Origin of the sequence: Kitasatospora sp. NPDC057692 (assembly GCF_042799475.1) — a bacterium.
Taxonomy (GTDB): Bacteria; Actinomycetota; Actinomycetes; order Streptomycetales; family Streptomycetaceae; genus Kitasatospora.
Map to the genome: position 1 here is coordinate 74,024 of NZ_JBHVIV010000033.1, position 14,395 is coordinate 88,418.

Below are 14,395 nucleotides of genomic sequence, written 5' to 3' on the forward strand. Positions count from 1 at the left end.
TTCGGCGTCAATTGACCGATGCTCCGGGCCACTTCTCCCCCGGCAGCGGCCGGTACCGGCCGACGCGGCCGCACCACGGGGGGGGAACGAGCATGATCGACGGGCGCGCCTTCACCAAGGTGCTCGGGCTCGGCTCGGGCAGCACCGCGCTGGCGCTGGCCGGCCCGGCCGGAACCGCGCAGGCCTCGGACGGCGCCCCCGGCGTGCCCGCGGTACCCGGCGCACCGGCACCTGCGGCGCACACCGGCTTCGCCCGGCCGGCCCAGGTCCGGGCTGACCTGCTGGACGTCGGGCACGCCGAGGACGGCCCGACCGACGGCCCGGTAGTGATCTGCCTACACAGCTGGCCGTACGACATCCACAGCTACATCGACGTCGCCCCGGCTGCTCGCCGAGCACGGCTACACCGTGCCCACTGTCACGCTCGATCCCGGCCGCGACCCGTTCACCGCCCCCCGGTGACGGCTCCTCCTACTGGCAGTACTTCACCGGCCCGTACCTCCACCGCACCCTTCCGGAGGTCGGCTACAGCCTCCCGCAGGAGGCCCCGCCCTTCACCTGGGCCGTCCTGGACGCCGACCGGCTCCGACAACCCGGGCCGGGCCAGCCAGTCAGCCGACGAGCGACCCGAGGAAGCCACCCAGGAGGGGAACCACCCCGGCGACCAGCTCGGGCACCGCGCTGTCGATCAGCCGGGCCCGGATCCGCTCACCGGCGCTCCGGCGCGTCGGATCCGCCTCCGAGACGTCCTCCATGACGTCGACGTCCTGGAGGAACTCCTCCTGCTGACCAGGCGCGAGCTGCGGCGCCGCGCGGCGGAGCGCACCGATCACCTCGGTGAGTTCGGCGACCCCGAGACCGGTAGTGGTCGTCACGTGCTGCGTCACCTGATAGGCCTGGGTGGCGGTGCCGCCGTGGACGTGCTGGTGGAAGTTGAGCACGGGGCTCGAGGCGTCCTGGGCGTTCACAAAATCCCTCACTCTCTTGGCGGACAACGCGCAGTCCCAGCCGCGCGGGGTCAGTAGCAGGTTCCGTGGGTGCTGCGGGTCTGGGCCTGCCGTCACCAGCCCGTGGTCGTGGAGGTAGCGAACCCCGCGGACCGTCTCGTCGACGGTCAGGGGTTCGCCGTGGAGAGCCGCCGAACCGGTGAACTCGTCCAGTTCGAGTCCACCGAGCGGTCCCGCAGCAGCCGCGGTCATCAGGAGCGCGAGCGTGTGGTCCAGTCGCGCGGAGGTGCTGCGCAGCCGGGCCTCCTGCCCGTCCGCTTCCTGAAGACCCGTGACGGAGAGCCGGGCATGGACAGACCGCCCGGGAGCGCGGGTGAGCACGACGAGGCCGCGTTGCTCCAGGAGCAGCGCAGCCTCCTTCGTCGCCTCGGAAGGAACGGACCGCGCGGTGGCGAACTCGTCGAGGTTCACCACCTTGAACAGGTCACGGCCGCACTGGCGAGCGAGCCATCGCAGGACGAGTTCCGGCAGCCGTTCCGGTCCCGGGCGCGCTGTGCCGGTGGCCTTGCCCCGTCCGCGTCCCCGCCCGTGCGGCTCGACGGCGTCGAGCAGGTCGGCGAGGACGGCGGTGTACAGGGTCAAGGCATTGCCGTACGCGTCCGCCCGGAGCCCCGGGACGGTCAGGGCGTCGACGACTGCGGGCCAGTTGTGCGTGGTCAGTCCTTCGACGCCGGGCAGGGCCGCCGCGAAGGCCGCCGCGGCCTCCCTGTAGGCCGCGGCCCGCCGGGCGGGGTCGGCCGCCAGGGGCGTCAGCAGATGGGTGCGGGCGGATCCGAGGTAGGCCTCGGCGAGACCGGAGTCGGTCGTGGCCCGGTTCCACCAGCCGCCCTTCGTCCGGGCGAGCAGGAGCACCTTGAACGGCGTGCTGCCGGGGTGGTCGGCGGCGACGTCGACGAGTGCGGCGATCTGGTCGGTTCGGGCCTCCGCGCGGTCCAGGACGACGAGCAGCGGTCTGGAGACGTGCCGCAGGTCGCGTAGCCGGTCCGCCCCCGCGTTGGCGCGCGGCCACAACACGGCCCAGCGCTCAGCGGCGAGCAGCTCGGTGAGGTGGTGGGCGAGGCGGGTCTTGCCCTGTCCACCCGGCCCGTACAGCAGCCACGCCCCGAACCCGCTCGGTTCGCACCACGCTCGCAGTTCGGTTACCAGCGCGTCGCGCCCCCACAGCGGTACGATCTGGCGCCGTGCGTGCAACAGCACGTCAGACGAGTGCAGCGAGCCGCCCGGGACAGCGTCGGGCCCGCGGTCGTCGAGGTGCTGCAGTTCCGCCGCCTCCAACCGGGCCCGCAGGCCCGCGCCGTACGTCGCGAGCGCCTCGCGGAACGCCAGGTCGTGGTGCAGGACGTAGGCGGGCACGACGTTGAACTGGCTGTGGTTGGAGCGGGCACGGTCCGCCGCCACCACGCCCATCAGCAGTTCGTTGCAGGCCACGGGTGCGCCCGACATGCCACCCCATGGCGACATGCCGTCGGAGTGCCACTGCGGCGGGTTGCGCCGCAGGTCCAGCACGTACTGGTTGCCGACGTAGCCGCTGCCCGGATTGACAGCGCCCTCGATCTGTTCGGCCTCGACCGCGCGACCGGGACGCTGGGCGGTGTCGGGCAGGCCCCAGGTGTCACAACGGATACCCGGCCCAGCCGTGACGAAGCGGCCCCAGCGGACCGGTGCGGCCGGGAAGGTCCAGTGCGGATTGTCGTCGACCAGGACCAACGCGGCGTCATCACGAGCGCCCGGGGTCCCGCACCACACCACCAGCCCCTCCGCGGTGCCGGAGTGTCCGGGGCGGAAGACCACCACCCGCTCGCCGACGCGGGCCACGATATGGGCCGAGGTCAACACCAGACGCGGTCCCACCGCGTAGCCGGAACCAGGACCACCCGGCCCACTGACTCCGACCACCCGCAGCCGGTCCACCGCGCCCCCTTGCCACACACGCTCCCCCGGAAGCACGCCGCCCCCGGTCGTCGCCGCACCCCAGTCTGCCCCACCACGGTGCCGCGGAGCCGGATTTCCCCTCGATCGGGTAGGCGCATCGAGGGGAGTGACCAACCCGCGGACGATGGGACGTGGGACGGCCTGTTACGATCGCGAGAACGTTGATCCTTCGTCGAGGAGACCGGACATGGTGGTGGACGACGACATCTCCGGGTGATACCCGGACCGACAGGCCGCTCGCCGGTGCGCTGAAGCACCGCTGCCGCGGCCCGGCTGTCGTCCCCTTCTCCCCCTTGTCCGTTCAGGGGACAGGTGTGTCTTTCCCTGCCCCTGGAGCCTTCACCCCGTGAGGTCGTCCCCATGTCCGGCGCTTCCGTCGTCTGCTCCGCCCTGTCCTTCTCCTGGCCCGACGACACCCCCGTCTTCCAGGACCTCTCCTTCACCGTCGGCTCCGGCCGCACCGGCCTGGTCGCCCCCAACGGCAGCGGCAAGAGCACGCTGCTGCGGCTGATCGCCGGCGGGCTGCGGCCCACCGCCGGGTCGATCACCGTGGACGGCACCCTCGGGTACCTGCCGCAGACCCTCCCGCTGACCGCCGAACTGAGCGTCGCCGAGGTGCTGGGCGTCGCCGAGGTGATCCGGGCCATCGACGCGGTGGAGTCGGGGGACGTCGACGAACGGCACTTCACCACCATCGGCGACGACTGGGACATCGAGGAGCGCACCCGCGCCCAGCTGGACCGCCTCGGCCTGGGCGGGCTCGCCCTGGACCGCACGCTGCGCACCCTCAGCGGCGGCCAGGTCGTCTCGCTGGGCCTGGCGGGCCAGTTGCTCAGGCGGCCCGACGTGCTGCTGCTCGACGAGCCCACCAACAACCTCGACCTGGACGCCCGGCACCGGTTGTACGACACCCTGGAGGACTTCCACGGCTGTCTGCTGCTGGTCAGCCACGACCGCGCGCTGCTCGACCGGATGGAGCGCGTCGCCGAACTCGACCGGGGCGAACTGCGCCTGTTCGGCGGCAACTTCACCGCCTACGAGGAGGCCGTGCGGGCCGAGCAGGAGGTCGCGGAGAAGAACGTCCGCAACGCCGAGCAGGAGCTCAAGCGGGAGAAGCGGGAGATGCAGCTGGCCCGCGAGCGGGCCGACCGCCGGCAGAGCAACGCCGCCCGCAACCTGAAGAACGCGGGGCTGCCGAAGATCTTCGCCGGGACCATGAAGCGCGGCGCGCAGGAGGCGGCGGGCCGGGCCGGCCAGGTGCACGCCGGGCGGGTCGGCGAGGCGAAGGCGCGGCTGGACGAGGCGGGGCGCGCGCTGCGCGAGGAGCAGCGGATCGTGCTGGAGCTGCCGGACACCCAGGTGCCCGCCGGGCGCACGCTGTTCCTCGGCGAGGGGCTGCGGGTGCGGCTCGGCGAGCGGGAGGTGTTCGCCGGCCGCGGGGTCGACCTGACCGTGCGGGGACCCGAGCGGATCGCGCTGACCGGTCCCAACGGCGCGGGCAAGAGCACGCTGCTGCGGCTGCTCACCGGCGAGCTCGCGCCCGGGGGCGGCGAGCTGCGGCAGGCCGACGGGCGCGTCGCCCACCTCTCGCAGCGCCTGGACCTCCTGGACCCGGACCGCACCGTCGCGGAGAACTTCGCGGCGTACGCCCCGGAGCGGCCGGAGGCGGAGCGGCTGAACCTGCTCGCCCGCTTCCTGTTCCGCGGCGCCCGGGCCCACCTGCCGGTCGGGGTGCTGTCGGGCGGCGAGCGGCTGCGCGCCACGCTGGCCTGCGTGCTGTGTGCGGAGCCGGCTCCGCACCTGCTGCTGCTGGACGAGCCGACGAACAATCTGGACCTGGTCAGTGCGGGGCAGTTGGAGAACGCGCTGAACGCCTACCGGGGCGCCTTCGTGGTGGTCAGCCACGACGAGCGCTTCCTGAGCGGGATCGGCATCACCCGCTGGCTGCACCTGGCCGAGGGCGAACTGCGGGAGACGGCCGCGCCGGAGCGCTGACGGCCGGATGTCCCCGGGGAGGGGCGGGTCGGCCCCTCCCCGGGCGTCCGCCGCGCACGGCCGGCGGGGCGACTACCCGGCGGTAGCGGTGCGCGGCGGCGCCTGCCCGGGAACGCTGCGCCGGATCGGCGCACAGCCGCGCAGGAGACCCCGGGAGCCGTCCATGCCGCCGTCCATCCGCCGCTCCTCCCCGGCCACCGGGCCGGCGACCAGGCGCTCGGGCCTGCGCCGCCTGGGCGAGTGGTGCGCGCGCCACTGGGTGATGGTCATCGTGCTGTGGATCGTGGCGCTGGCCGCCGTCCAGGCCGCCAACAAGACGGTCGGCGGCGACTACTCCGACGACTTCTCGCTGCCCGGCACCCAGGCGGCCCAGGGCAAGGAGGTCCTCCAGGCGCACGAGCCGGCCGCCGCGGGCACCAGCTCCCAGGTGGTGCTGCACGACGCCCAGCAGCTGACCGGCTTCCAGCCGCAGATCGCCCAGGCCGTCTCCTCGCTCCAGGCACTGCCGCACGTGCTCGGCGCACAGAGCCCGCTGCCGCCGCCCGGGCAGCCCGCACCGCCCGGCGGTCCGCTGGCCACCGACGGGCTGACCGGCTACATCACCGTCCGGTTCGACACCAATCCCACGCTGCTCGGCGACGGCTACCTGACCGGGGTGGACGCCGCCGTCGCGCCGCTGCGGGACGCCGGGGTGCAGGTGGAGTACGGCGGGCCGCTGGGCGAGCTGGCCCGGCCGGCGCCGGACGACCGGTCCAGCGAGGCGATCGGCTTCGCGGTGGCGGTCGTGGTGCTGCTGGTCGGGTTCGGCAGCCTCATCGCGGCCGGGCTGCCGCTGCTGACCGCGCTGTTCGCGGCGGTGGTCGGCCTCGGCGTGCTGGGGCTGATCGCGGCGCTGTCCACCTTCGCGACGGTCGCGCCCACCCTGGCCACCATGATCGGCATCGGTGTCGGCATCGACTACGCCCTGTTCCTGCTCACCCGGCACCGGCAGAACCTGATGGACGGCGTGGACCCGATCGCCTCCGCCGGGCAGGCGGTGGCCACCAGCGGGCGCGCGGTACTGGTCTCCGGTTGCACGGTGATCATCGCGCTGTCCGGGCTGTCGGTCTCCGGCATCTCCTTCATCGCCAAGCTCGGGGCCGCCGCCGGGGTCACCGTGGTGACGGCGGTGCTGGGCGCGCTCACCCTGCTGCCCGCGCTGATGGGGCTCATCGGCCGCCACATGGACCGCGTCGCCGTGCGCCGCCCGATCGCCGAGACCGGAGGCGACGGAAGCGGGGGTGGGGAGACCACCGGTGTCTGGCACCGGTACGCCCGGCGGGTCGAGGCGCACCCCTGGCGCTACCTGGTCGCCGGGGTGGTCGCGCTCGGGGTGCTGTCGATCCCGCTGTTCTCCATCCAGCTCGGCCACATCGACGACGGCGCCGACTCCACCGACTTCACCGACCGGCGCGCCTACGACCTGATGTCCGAGGCCTTCGGCCCCGGCTCCAACGGCCCGCTCACCCTGGTCGTCGACCAGAGCGCGGTGGCGGCCGGCGACCGCCCCGCCGTCCAGGCCTCGCTGCAGCAGGCCCTCACCGGCCTGCCCGGCGCGGCGAGCGTCAGCCCGCTGCAGACCAGCCCGGACGGCGTGGTGCTGTTCAACACCGTCATCCCGACCACCGCGCCCCAGGACCAGGCCACCACCGACCTGGTGAACCGGCTGTCCGACACCGTGCTGCCGGACGCCGTGGCCGGCACCGGCGCGGAGACGTACGTGACCGGCAACACCGCGGCCCAGGTGGACTTCCTGGACATCGTGTCCAGTCGGCTGGCGCTGATCATCGCGGTGGTGGTCGGGCTCGCCTTCCTGATCATCCTGGCCGTCTTCCGCGGCCTGCTGGTCGCCGTCAAGGCCGCCGTGCTCAACCTGCTGTCGATCGCGGCCTCGTACGGGGTCCTGGTCGCGGTCTTCCAGTGGGGCTGGGGCGGACCGGCGCTCGGCGTGGCCGGGAAGGTCCCGATCGAGAGCTATGTGCCGATGATGATGTTCGCCATCGTCTTCGGGCTGAGCATGGACTACGAGATCTTCCTGCTCTCCCGCGTCCACGAGGCGTGGATCCGCACCGGCCGCCCGCACGACGCCGTCGCGCACGCCCTGGAGATCACCGCCCGGGTGATCTCCTGCGCCGCGCTGATCATGGTGAGCGTGTTCGCCGCGTTCATCGTCAGCGACAACATCGTGATCAAGATGATGGGCCTCGGCCTGGCGGTCAGCGTGCTGGTCGACGCCACGATCGTCCGCCTGCTGCTGGTGCCCGCCGTGATGACCCTGCTCGGCGCCTCCGCCTGGTGGACCCCGCCCTTCCTCGACCGGATCCTGCCGCACATCGACACCGAGGGCGAGGGCGAGAAGGCGTAGGAGGTGCCCGAGGAATCCCGCCGAGCGTGGAATCGGCGGTTCCGGGTAGCCGCGGGAGCATGCTGACACTCGGAGTCGAGGAAGAGTACCTGCTGATCGATCCCCGCGACGGCACCCCGCTCCCCCGGGCGGCCGAGGTGCTGGCCGCCGCCGACCTGGCGCCGGCGCTGCGGCCGAGCGAGGCGCAGCACGAGCTGCTCCAGGTCCAGGTGGAGTCGGCCACCCCGGTGTGCGAGGACCTCCCGGCGGTGGTCCGCCACCTGTCGCGGGTGCGCGCCGGGCTCGCCTCGGCGGCCGCGCAGCACGGGTGCCGGGTGGTGCCGGTCGGCGCGGCGCCGTTCGGGCTGGACGACCCGGTGCCGGTCACCGAGGACACCCGCTACCGCCGGGCCCGCCGCCAGGCGCCCGCCCTGGTCGACGACCTGATGCTCAACGGCATGCACGTGCACGTCGGGGTCGAGGACGAGGAGGAGCGCCTCGGCGTGCTGGTGCGGTTGCGCCCGTGGCTGCCGGTGCTGATCGCGCTGTCCGCCAACTCGCCCTACTTCCGCGGGCGGGACACCCATTTCGCCAGCTGGCGGACGGTCCACTTCGACCAGTGGGCGGTCAGCGGCCCGCCGCCCGCCTTCGCCGACGCCGCCGACTACCGGCGGCGGGTGGCGGCCCTCGGGGCGGCCGGAGCGATCGCCGACGAGGGCCAGCTCTACTGGCACGCCCGGCTGTCCGGCCGCTACCCGACGGTGGAGGTGCGGGCGGCAGACGTCCAGCTGACGGTCTCCGACGCCGAGCTGTTCGCCGGCCTGGTGCGCGCCCTGGCCGTCCGGGCCCTGCTCGACGAACGGGCCGGGGAACCGCGCCCCGCCGTCCCCGAGGAGCTGCTGCGCGCCGCCACCTGGCACGCCGCCCGGACCGGCCCGCGCGGCCGGCTGGTCTCGCCCGTCAGCGGGACGGCCCGGCCCGCCGCGGACGTGGTGGCGGAGTTCCGCACCCACCTCGCGCCCGGCCTGCGGGCCACCGGGGACACCGAGCGGATCGCCTCGCTGTGGAAGGGGTTCGCGCACGCGGGCAACGGCGCCGACCGCCAGCGCCGCTGGTTCGGTGAGGGCGGCCGGGAGGGGCTGACCGGGCAGCTGGTGGCGTCCACGGTGCGCCCGGAGCCGTGACGGCGGGGCGGTGAGGGTTCGGCGGTGAGGGCAGAGCCCCGGAGGGTGCTGCGGAGCGCTCCGTGATGGGATGGGGGAGGTACGAACTGCACGACGAGAGGGAACGAGGATGTCCGAGGGCACCATGCGGGCGATGGCCTACGAGACGTACGGCGGGACGGAGGTGCTCCGGGAGACCAGGCTCCCGCTGCCGAAGGTCGCGCCCGGGGAGGTCCTCGTCAAGGTCCGGTGCGCGGCGGTCAACCCGGTCGACTGGAAGCTCATGGCGGGCGGGCTCGACGGTCTGATGGACGTCGTCTTCCCGGTGGTGCCGGGGTGGGACGTCGCCGGAACCGTCGAACGGGTCGGCATCGACGTGCCCGAGTTCGCGGTCGGCGACGAGGTGATGGCCTACGCCCGCCAGGACTACGTGCACGGCGGCACGTTCGCGGAGTACGTCAGCGTGCCCGTCCGCTCGCTCGCCGCCAAGCCCGCCGCGCTGGACTGGGCGCGCGCCGCCTCCCTGCCGCTGGCCGGGCTGACCGCGAGCCAGCTGATCGGCCGGCTCGGCACGGGCGCGGAGGACACCGTCCTCGTGCACGGCGCGGCCGGCGGGGTCGGCTCCTTCGCCGTCCAGCTCGCGCGGCTGACGGGGGCACGGGTCATCGGCACCGCCTCCCCGCGCAACCACGCCCGGCTGCGCGAGCTGGGCTGCGAGCCCGTCGCGTACGGGGACGGGCTCGCCGACCGCGTCCGCGCGCTGGCGCCCGACGGGGTCGGCGTGGTCGCGGACTGCGTCGGCGGGGTCCTCGACGTCACGCTGGCCGTCCTGGCGGAGGGCGGACGGCACGCCTCCATCGCCGACGACTCCGTGCTCGGCGCGGGCGGGCAGTGGATCTGGGTCCGCCCGTCCGGCGAGGAGCTCGCGGAGCTGGGACGGCTCGCGGCCGAGGGCCGGCTCACGGTGGACGTCGCCGAGACCTTCCCCCTGGCGGACCTCGCGGCGGCCTTCACCCTCAACCAGGAGGGCCACACCCGGGGGAAGATCGTCATCGAGGTCTGAACCCGGCCGCCCGCGCGGGAAGGGGATCGCGCAGCCGGGCCACGTACCGCCGGTACGCCCGTGCCTCGGCCGAGGCACGGGCGACGGCGGCCAGGCGGTCGGGGAACAGCGAACTCCCCGCGTGCAGCCGCGCGTTCGTTCCGAACCGGTTGCCGTGCAGGCGGCCGGTCACCAGCCGGCCCCGGTCGACCCGGAACCAGATCTCGCGCCGGTTGCCGAACAGAACGATGCTCTCGCGGAGGTCGTGCACGTCGGTGTACACGTCGAAGTCCCAGTCGCCCGGGGCTCCCGCCGAGCCGTGGGACCCGCGGAGGCGGTGGAGGAACCGGGGCAGGCCGACCGGGGCGCCGAAGGGGACCACCGCATCGGCATAGGGCTCACCGGCGAGGAAGTGGAGCCTGAACTCCAGGCCGTACAGTCTGCCGTCGACCTTCCTCCTGACACTGAGCGAGAACATGTCCGCATCGTCGTGGCCGGAGCGGTGCTCGGGACGGACATGCCGGCTGAGGTGGTCGAAGGACAGTGCCTCCGGATCGACCGGCAGACCGGGGATCCGTTCGACCGAGCCGTGCAGCAGATACAGGCGCATCAGGTCCACCGGATGCGCGTCGTGCGCCAGCCGCGTGAAGAAGCCATCGGAAAAACTGTCCCGCACCGGTGTCCCCAGCCGTCCCGCCCACTGCCCCGTCCCGGGGGCGGGCACGGGCACGGGCACGGGGCCAATCTACGGCCTTCCGGGCCGACTGAGCATGCGATTTCGGAGAGATCGGTCCTGGCACTCCGAACGGCGCTCCGGCACGGATCAGTGGACGCCGGTGCCCGTGGGCCCGACCGGATCGCCGGGCTCGGCCGGCTGCCACGCGATCATCAGGATGGTGGCGTCGCCGGAGAGCTTGTTGTCCTGGTGCGCCAGGATGGTGTGGATGCCCCGCTTCGCCCGGCGCTAACGGCTTCGGGAGGAATCGGCGCCGGGACGTGCCGGGGCGGCGCTGCCGCACGGGCGCGGGCGGACCGGGTGACGGTCCACCCGCGCCCGTGCGGCTACGGCTCGGCCCTTCCCGTGTCACGGGCCGCCGGGCGGGTCACGCCGCGGCCTTGATCACCGCGAACACGGCGCCCTGCGGGTCCTGGACGACGGCCATCCGGCCCACGGTCGCGAGGTCGAAGGGCGGGACGAGTACGGTGCCGTTCGCCTTGACCAGCGCGTCCACCGTACTGTCGGTGTCGTCCACCGCGAAGTAGGTGAGCCAGTGCGAGGGCACCCCGGGCGGGGCGCCCTCCAGGGTGGTCAGGCCGCCGACGGGGCGGCCGCCGACGCTGAACGAGTGGTAGTCGTCCGCGCCCTCCATCGGGGCGGAGTCCAGGCCCAGGGCCCGCTGGTAGAAGCGGGCGGCCTCGGGGATGTCCGAGGTGTGCAGCTCGTTCCAGGTCAGTGCGCCGGGCTCGTTGACCTTCTGCGCGCCGTAGAAGTCGACGGGCTGCCAGACCCCGAAGGCGGCGCCGGTCGGGTCCGTCGCCACCAGCATCCGGCCGACGGTCAGCACGTCCATCACCGGGAACAGCACCGTGCCGCCGGCCGCCGAGATCGCGGCCTGGGCGGCGTCCGCATCGGCGCTGGCCAGGTAGGTGGTCCATACCGTGGGCGGGGTCGGGTCCCCCTCGTTCATCGGCCGGGCCGCCATGATCCCGGCCACCGCCTTGCCGTTGAGGGTGCACATCGCGTACCCGCCGACCTCGGGCGGGCCGATCTCACCCTGCCAGCCGAACAGGTCCTTGTAGAAGTCGAGGGCCGCCTGCTGGTCGGGGGCCATCAGGTCGACCCAGCACGGCGTTCCGGGCGGGTAGTGCTCAGCGGTCACATCAGGCATCTGCGGTCTCTCCCGTGCGGTGCCGCCCCTCCTGCCCGGGGCGTGCGGTGGACCCCCCAAGGACTCACCATCACCGCCCCGGGCGGAGCCCGCCACCCGTACGGCCCGGGCGGCGCGAGGGCGCGCGCCCAGGTGTCCCGTGGCGCAGCGCGGGCAGACGCGCAGGCGTGAACCCGATCGAACGCGCGCTGCGCGCGCTGGACCGCTTCCAGCAGCGGCACCGCCCGCCGGCCCTCGTCCTCGGGGTCGTGAAGAAGTACGGGGACGACCGCGGCGGACTGCTCTGCGCGCTGCTCACCTACTACGGGTTCGTCGCGCTCGTCCCGCTGCTCCTCCTGCTCAGCACCGTGCTCGGCTTCGTCCTGCACGGCCACCCGGGGGCCCAGCGGGCCGTGGTCGACTCGGCGCTCGCCGACTTCCCGATCATCGGCGACCAGCTGCGCCAGAGCACCCACTCGCTCCAGGGCAGCGGTCTGGCGCTGGCCATCGGTGTGGCCGGCCTGCTCTACGGCGCGCTCGGCGTCACCCAGGTGCTCCAGCACGCGATGGCCGAGATCTGGAACGTGCCGGGCGTGCGGCGGCCCGGCTACTTCCCCCGGCTGGCACGCGGGCTGCTGCTGTTCGCCGTCCTGGGCACCGGGCTGGCGGTGACCACCGCCGGTGCGGCGCTGGTCGGCACCACGCTCGGCGGGACGCCCGCGCGGATCGGGGCGCTGGTCGTCTCGGCACTGCTGAACACCGCCCTGTGCCTGGCCTGCTTCCGGGTGCTCACCCCGCACCAGGTACCGACCCGGGAGCTGCTGCCGGGCTGTCTGGTGGCCGGACCGCTGTTCACCGCGTTGCAGGCGTTCGGCTCGCTGCTGGTCGCGCACGAGCTGCGGCACGCCGGACAGGTCTACGGGTTCTTCGCGACCGTGATCGGCCTGCTCTCCTGGCTCTACCTGGCCGCGCAGGTCACCGTGTACGCGGCGGAGACCGATGTGGTGCTCGCGCGGCGGCTGTGGCCGCGCAGCCTGCTCCAGCCGCCGCTGACCGACGCCGACGAACGGGTGCTCGCCGACGTCGCCCGGCAGGAGGAGCGCAGGCCCGAGCAGCGCGTCGACGTCTCGTTCCACGACACGGACGACGGGGGCGAGGACGGGGACAGGGGCGAGGAGCGCCCCGACCGACCACCTGGGCCCGGACCCGGAGCCGGACCTGGAGCCGGAGCCGGAGCCGGGCCCGGCTAGGGTGCCGGGCGCCCGGCGTCGGGGCGGGCGCCGGGGGCGTCCGTCACCGAGACCCGCGGCAGGGCGTACGCGTGGTGGTCGCGCAGGTAGCCGATCAGGTGCTCGCGCAGCTGGCAGCGGAGTTCGTAGGCGTGGTCGGCGTCGGCCGCGGTGGCCAGGGCCCGCACCACGATGGTGGTGGGCGTGGTGTCGACCACCTGGAGGGCGCTGCCCTCGCCGTCCCACAGCGGGTTGCCGGCGAGGAAGGCCTCGAACTCCTCGCGCAGCTTTCCCACCGGGGCGTGGTGGTCGAGGTGGAGCAGCGCCGTGCCGGTGATCCGGCTGGAGCGGCGGGACCAGTTCTCGAACGGCCGGCCGACGAAGTACGACATCGGCATCACGATCCGCCGCTGGTCCCAGGTGGCGATCACCACGGCGGTGAGGGTGATCTCCTCCACCGTGCCCCACTCCCCCGCGACCACCACGACGTCCCCGATCCGGGCGAGGTCGCCGAAGGCCATCTGGACGCCCGCGAAGACGTTGGCGAGGGTGCTCTGCGCCGCCACGCCCGCCACCACGCCGACCAGGCCCGCCGAGGCGAGCAGGCTGGTGCCGATGCCGCGCACCGCCGGGAAGGTCATCAGCACGGCGCCCAGCGTCACCAGCCCGATCAGCGCCTGGCAGATCCGGCCCAGCAGGTCGGCCTGGGTCCGGGCCCGCCCGGCCCACACCGGGTCGCGGCGGTGCACGGCGAGCCGGACCGTGCCGTCCACCAGCAGCGCCACCACCCGGGCGCAGAGCCAGCCGCCGCAGGCGATCGCGACGATCAGCACCAGGTGCCGCAGGCCGTCCCGGGCCGCTGTCGGCGCGTCGATCCACGGCAGCGCGCCGAGCACCAGCAGGCAGGCCGTCAGCGCCAGCAGCGGCCGGCGGCACCGGGCCAGCACCCGCGGCACCCCGGCGGTGCGCCCGCCGGCGATCAGCCGCCGGGCCGCGGCCAGCGCGGCCCGGTCCGCCCCGTACGCGAGGAGGACCGCCGCCACACCCGCCAGCGCCAGCCGTATCAGACTCCACCCCATGTCCCGCTCTCCTCTCCGCTCTCTCCTCGCGGGCGCCGGACCGCGGGCGCCGGACCGCGAGCGCCGGACCGCGAGCGCCGGACCGCGAGCGCCGGGCCGCGAGCGCCCGATCTGCGGCCCCGTCTTTCCGGGTTCGCCGCGCCCACACCTCGCGCCGCGGTGGCATGGATCGCGCGCACCGGGGCACCCGACCACCGCGCACCCCGCCCCGCGGCGGCGGGCCGCGCCACCGGCCCTACGAACGGAAGGGAGAAGGACACATGAACGAGGGCGTCAACCTCTGGCAGTTCCGGGACACTTCCGGCCACACCGCCGGCACCGACCTCATCGGGTTCCACGTGGAGGCCGTCGACGGCTCCGTCGGCAAGGTCGACAAGCTGTCCGAGGAGGTGGGATCGCAGTACCTGGTCGTCGACACCGGCCCCTGGATCTTCGGCCGACTGGTGCTCCTCCCGGCCGGAACGGTCATCCGCATCGAGATCGGCGAGCAGAAGGTCTACGTCGACCGCACCAAGGACGACATCAGGAACAGCCCCACCATGGGCGCGGGCGACAGCGACCTCGGCCCCGACTTCCGTGACCGCTACGCGCTCTACTACGAGCCCTTCTACGGCGGCCGCATCATCTGACCCGGCCCGGAGGCGGAAGCCGAGGGGTGGAGCGGCGAGGCGACGGCCCCGGGCCTTCGGGAAGGCCC

At 74.0% G+C, this 14,395-nt stretch carries 10 protein-coding genes; 6 read left to right on the top strand and 4 right to left on the bottom strand.

From position 1 onward, the window contains the following. Positions 1-611: 611 nt before the first annotated feature. Positions 612-2,840, bottom strand: coding sequence for a hypothetical protein (locus tag ACFVFS_RS20245; RefSeq protein ID WP_380625966.1), 2,229 nt, complete (start codon positions 2,838-2,840; stop codon positions 612-614). A 459-nt stretch (positions 2,841-3,299) separates the two neighbouring features. Between ACFVFS_RS20245 and ACFVFS_RS20250 the strand changes: the two genes are divergently transcribed. From ACFVFS_RS20250 to ACFVFS_RS20265, 4 genes are all read left to right on the top strand, one after another. Next, entirely contained in the window at positions 3,300-4,934 is a 1,635-nt protein-coding gene (locus tag ACFVFS_RS20250; RefSeq protein WP_380625967.1) for an ABC-F family ATP-binding cassette domain-containing protein, read from the top strand. Between the two features lie 163 nt (positions 4,935-5,097). Next, the gene (locus ACFVFS_RS20255) at positions 5,098-7,338 is read left to right on the top strand and encodes an MMPL family transporter (protein ID WP_380625968.1); all 2,241 of its coding nucleotides are present in this window, start codon (positions 5,098-5,100) and stop codon (positions 7,336-7,338) included. A gap of 59 nt (positions 7,339-7,397) precedes the next feature. Continuing rightward, positions 7,398-8,501, top strand: coding sequence for a glutamate--cysteine ligase (locus ACFVFS_RS20260; RefSeq protein WP_380625969.1), 1,104 nt, complete (start codon positions 7,398-7,400; stop codon positions 8,499-8,501). Positions 8,502-8,610: 109 nt separating this feature from the next. Continuing rightward, positions 8,611-9,543: an NADP-dependent oxidoreductase gene (locus ACFVFS_RS20265; RefSeq protein WP_380625970.1), complete on the top strand. Its 933-nt coding sequence runs from the start codon at positions 8,611-8,613 to the stop codon at positions 9,541-9,543. On the opposite strand, the gene ACFVFS_RS20270 is transcribed toward ACFVFS_RS20265, so the two are convergent. Then, positions 9,530-10,258, bottom strand: coding sequence for a hypothetical protein (locus ACFVFS_RS20270; RefSeq protein ID WP_380625971.1), 729 nt, complete (start codon positions 10,256-10,258; stop codon positions 9,530-9,532). The two genes, ACFVFS_RS20265 and ACFVFS_RS20270, sit on opposite strands and share 14 nt — an antisense overlap. Positions 10,259-10,625: 367 nt before the next feature. After that, positions 10,626-11,411 (bottom strand): VOC family protein, encoded by a 786-nt coding sequence (locus ACFVFS_RS20275; RefSeq protein ID WP_380625972.1) that lies wholly within the window; start codon positions 11,409-11,411, stop codon positions 10,626-10,628. Between the two features lie 167 nt (positions 11,412-11,578). Between ACFVFS_RS20275 and ACFVFS_RS20280 the strand changes: the two genes are divergently transcribed. Continuing rightward, on the top strand, positions 11,579-12,640 hold the full coding sequence (locus ACFVFS_RS20280) for a YihY/virulence factor BrkB family protein (protein WP_380625973.1): 1,062 nt from the start codon (positions 11,579-11,581) through the stop codon (positions 12,638-12,640). On the opposite strand, the gene ACFVFS_RS20285 is transcribed toward ACFVFS_RS20280, so the two are convergent. Continuing rightward, positions 12,637-13,698, bottom strand: coding sequence for a mechanosensitive ion channel family protein (locus ACFVFS_RS20285; RefSeq protein WP_380625974.1), 1,062 nt, complete (start codon positions 13,696-13,698; stop codon positions 12,637-12,639). The genes ACFVFS_RS20280 and ACFVFS_RS20285 overlap by 4 nt on opposite strands. 260 nt (positions 13,699-13,958) lie before the next feature. Here ACFVFS_RS20285 and ACFVFS_RS20290 point away from each other — a divergent pair, with 260 nt between their 5' ends. Further along, positions 13,959-14,327, top strand: a complete 369-nt coding sequence (locus ACFVFS_RS20290) for a PRC-barrel domain-containing protein (protein WP_380625975.1) — start codon at positions 13,959-13,961, stop codon at positions 14,325-14,327. The last annotated feature ends 68 nt before the right edge of the window (positions 14,328-14,395 follow it).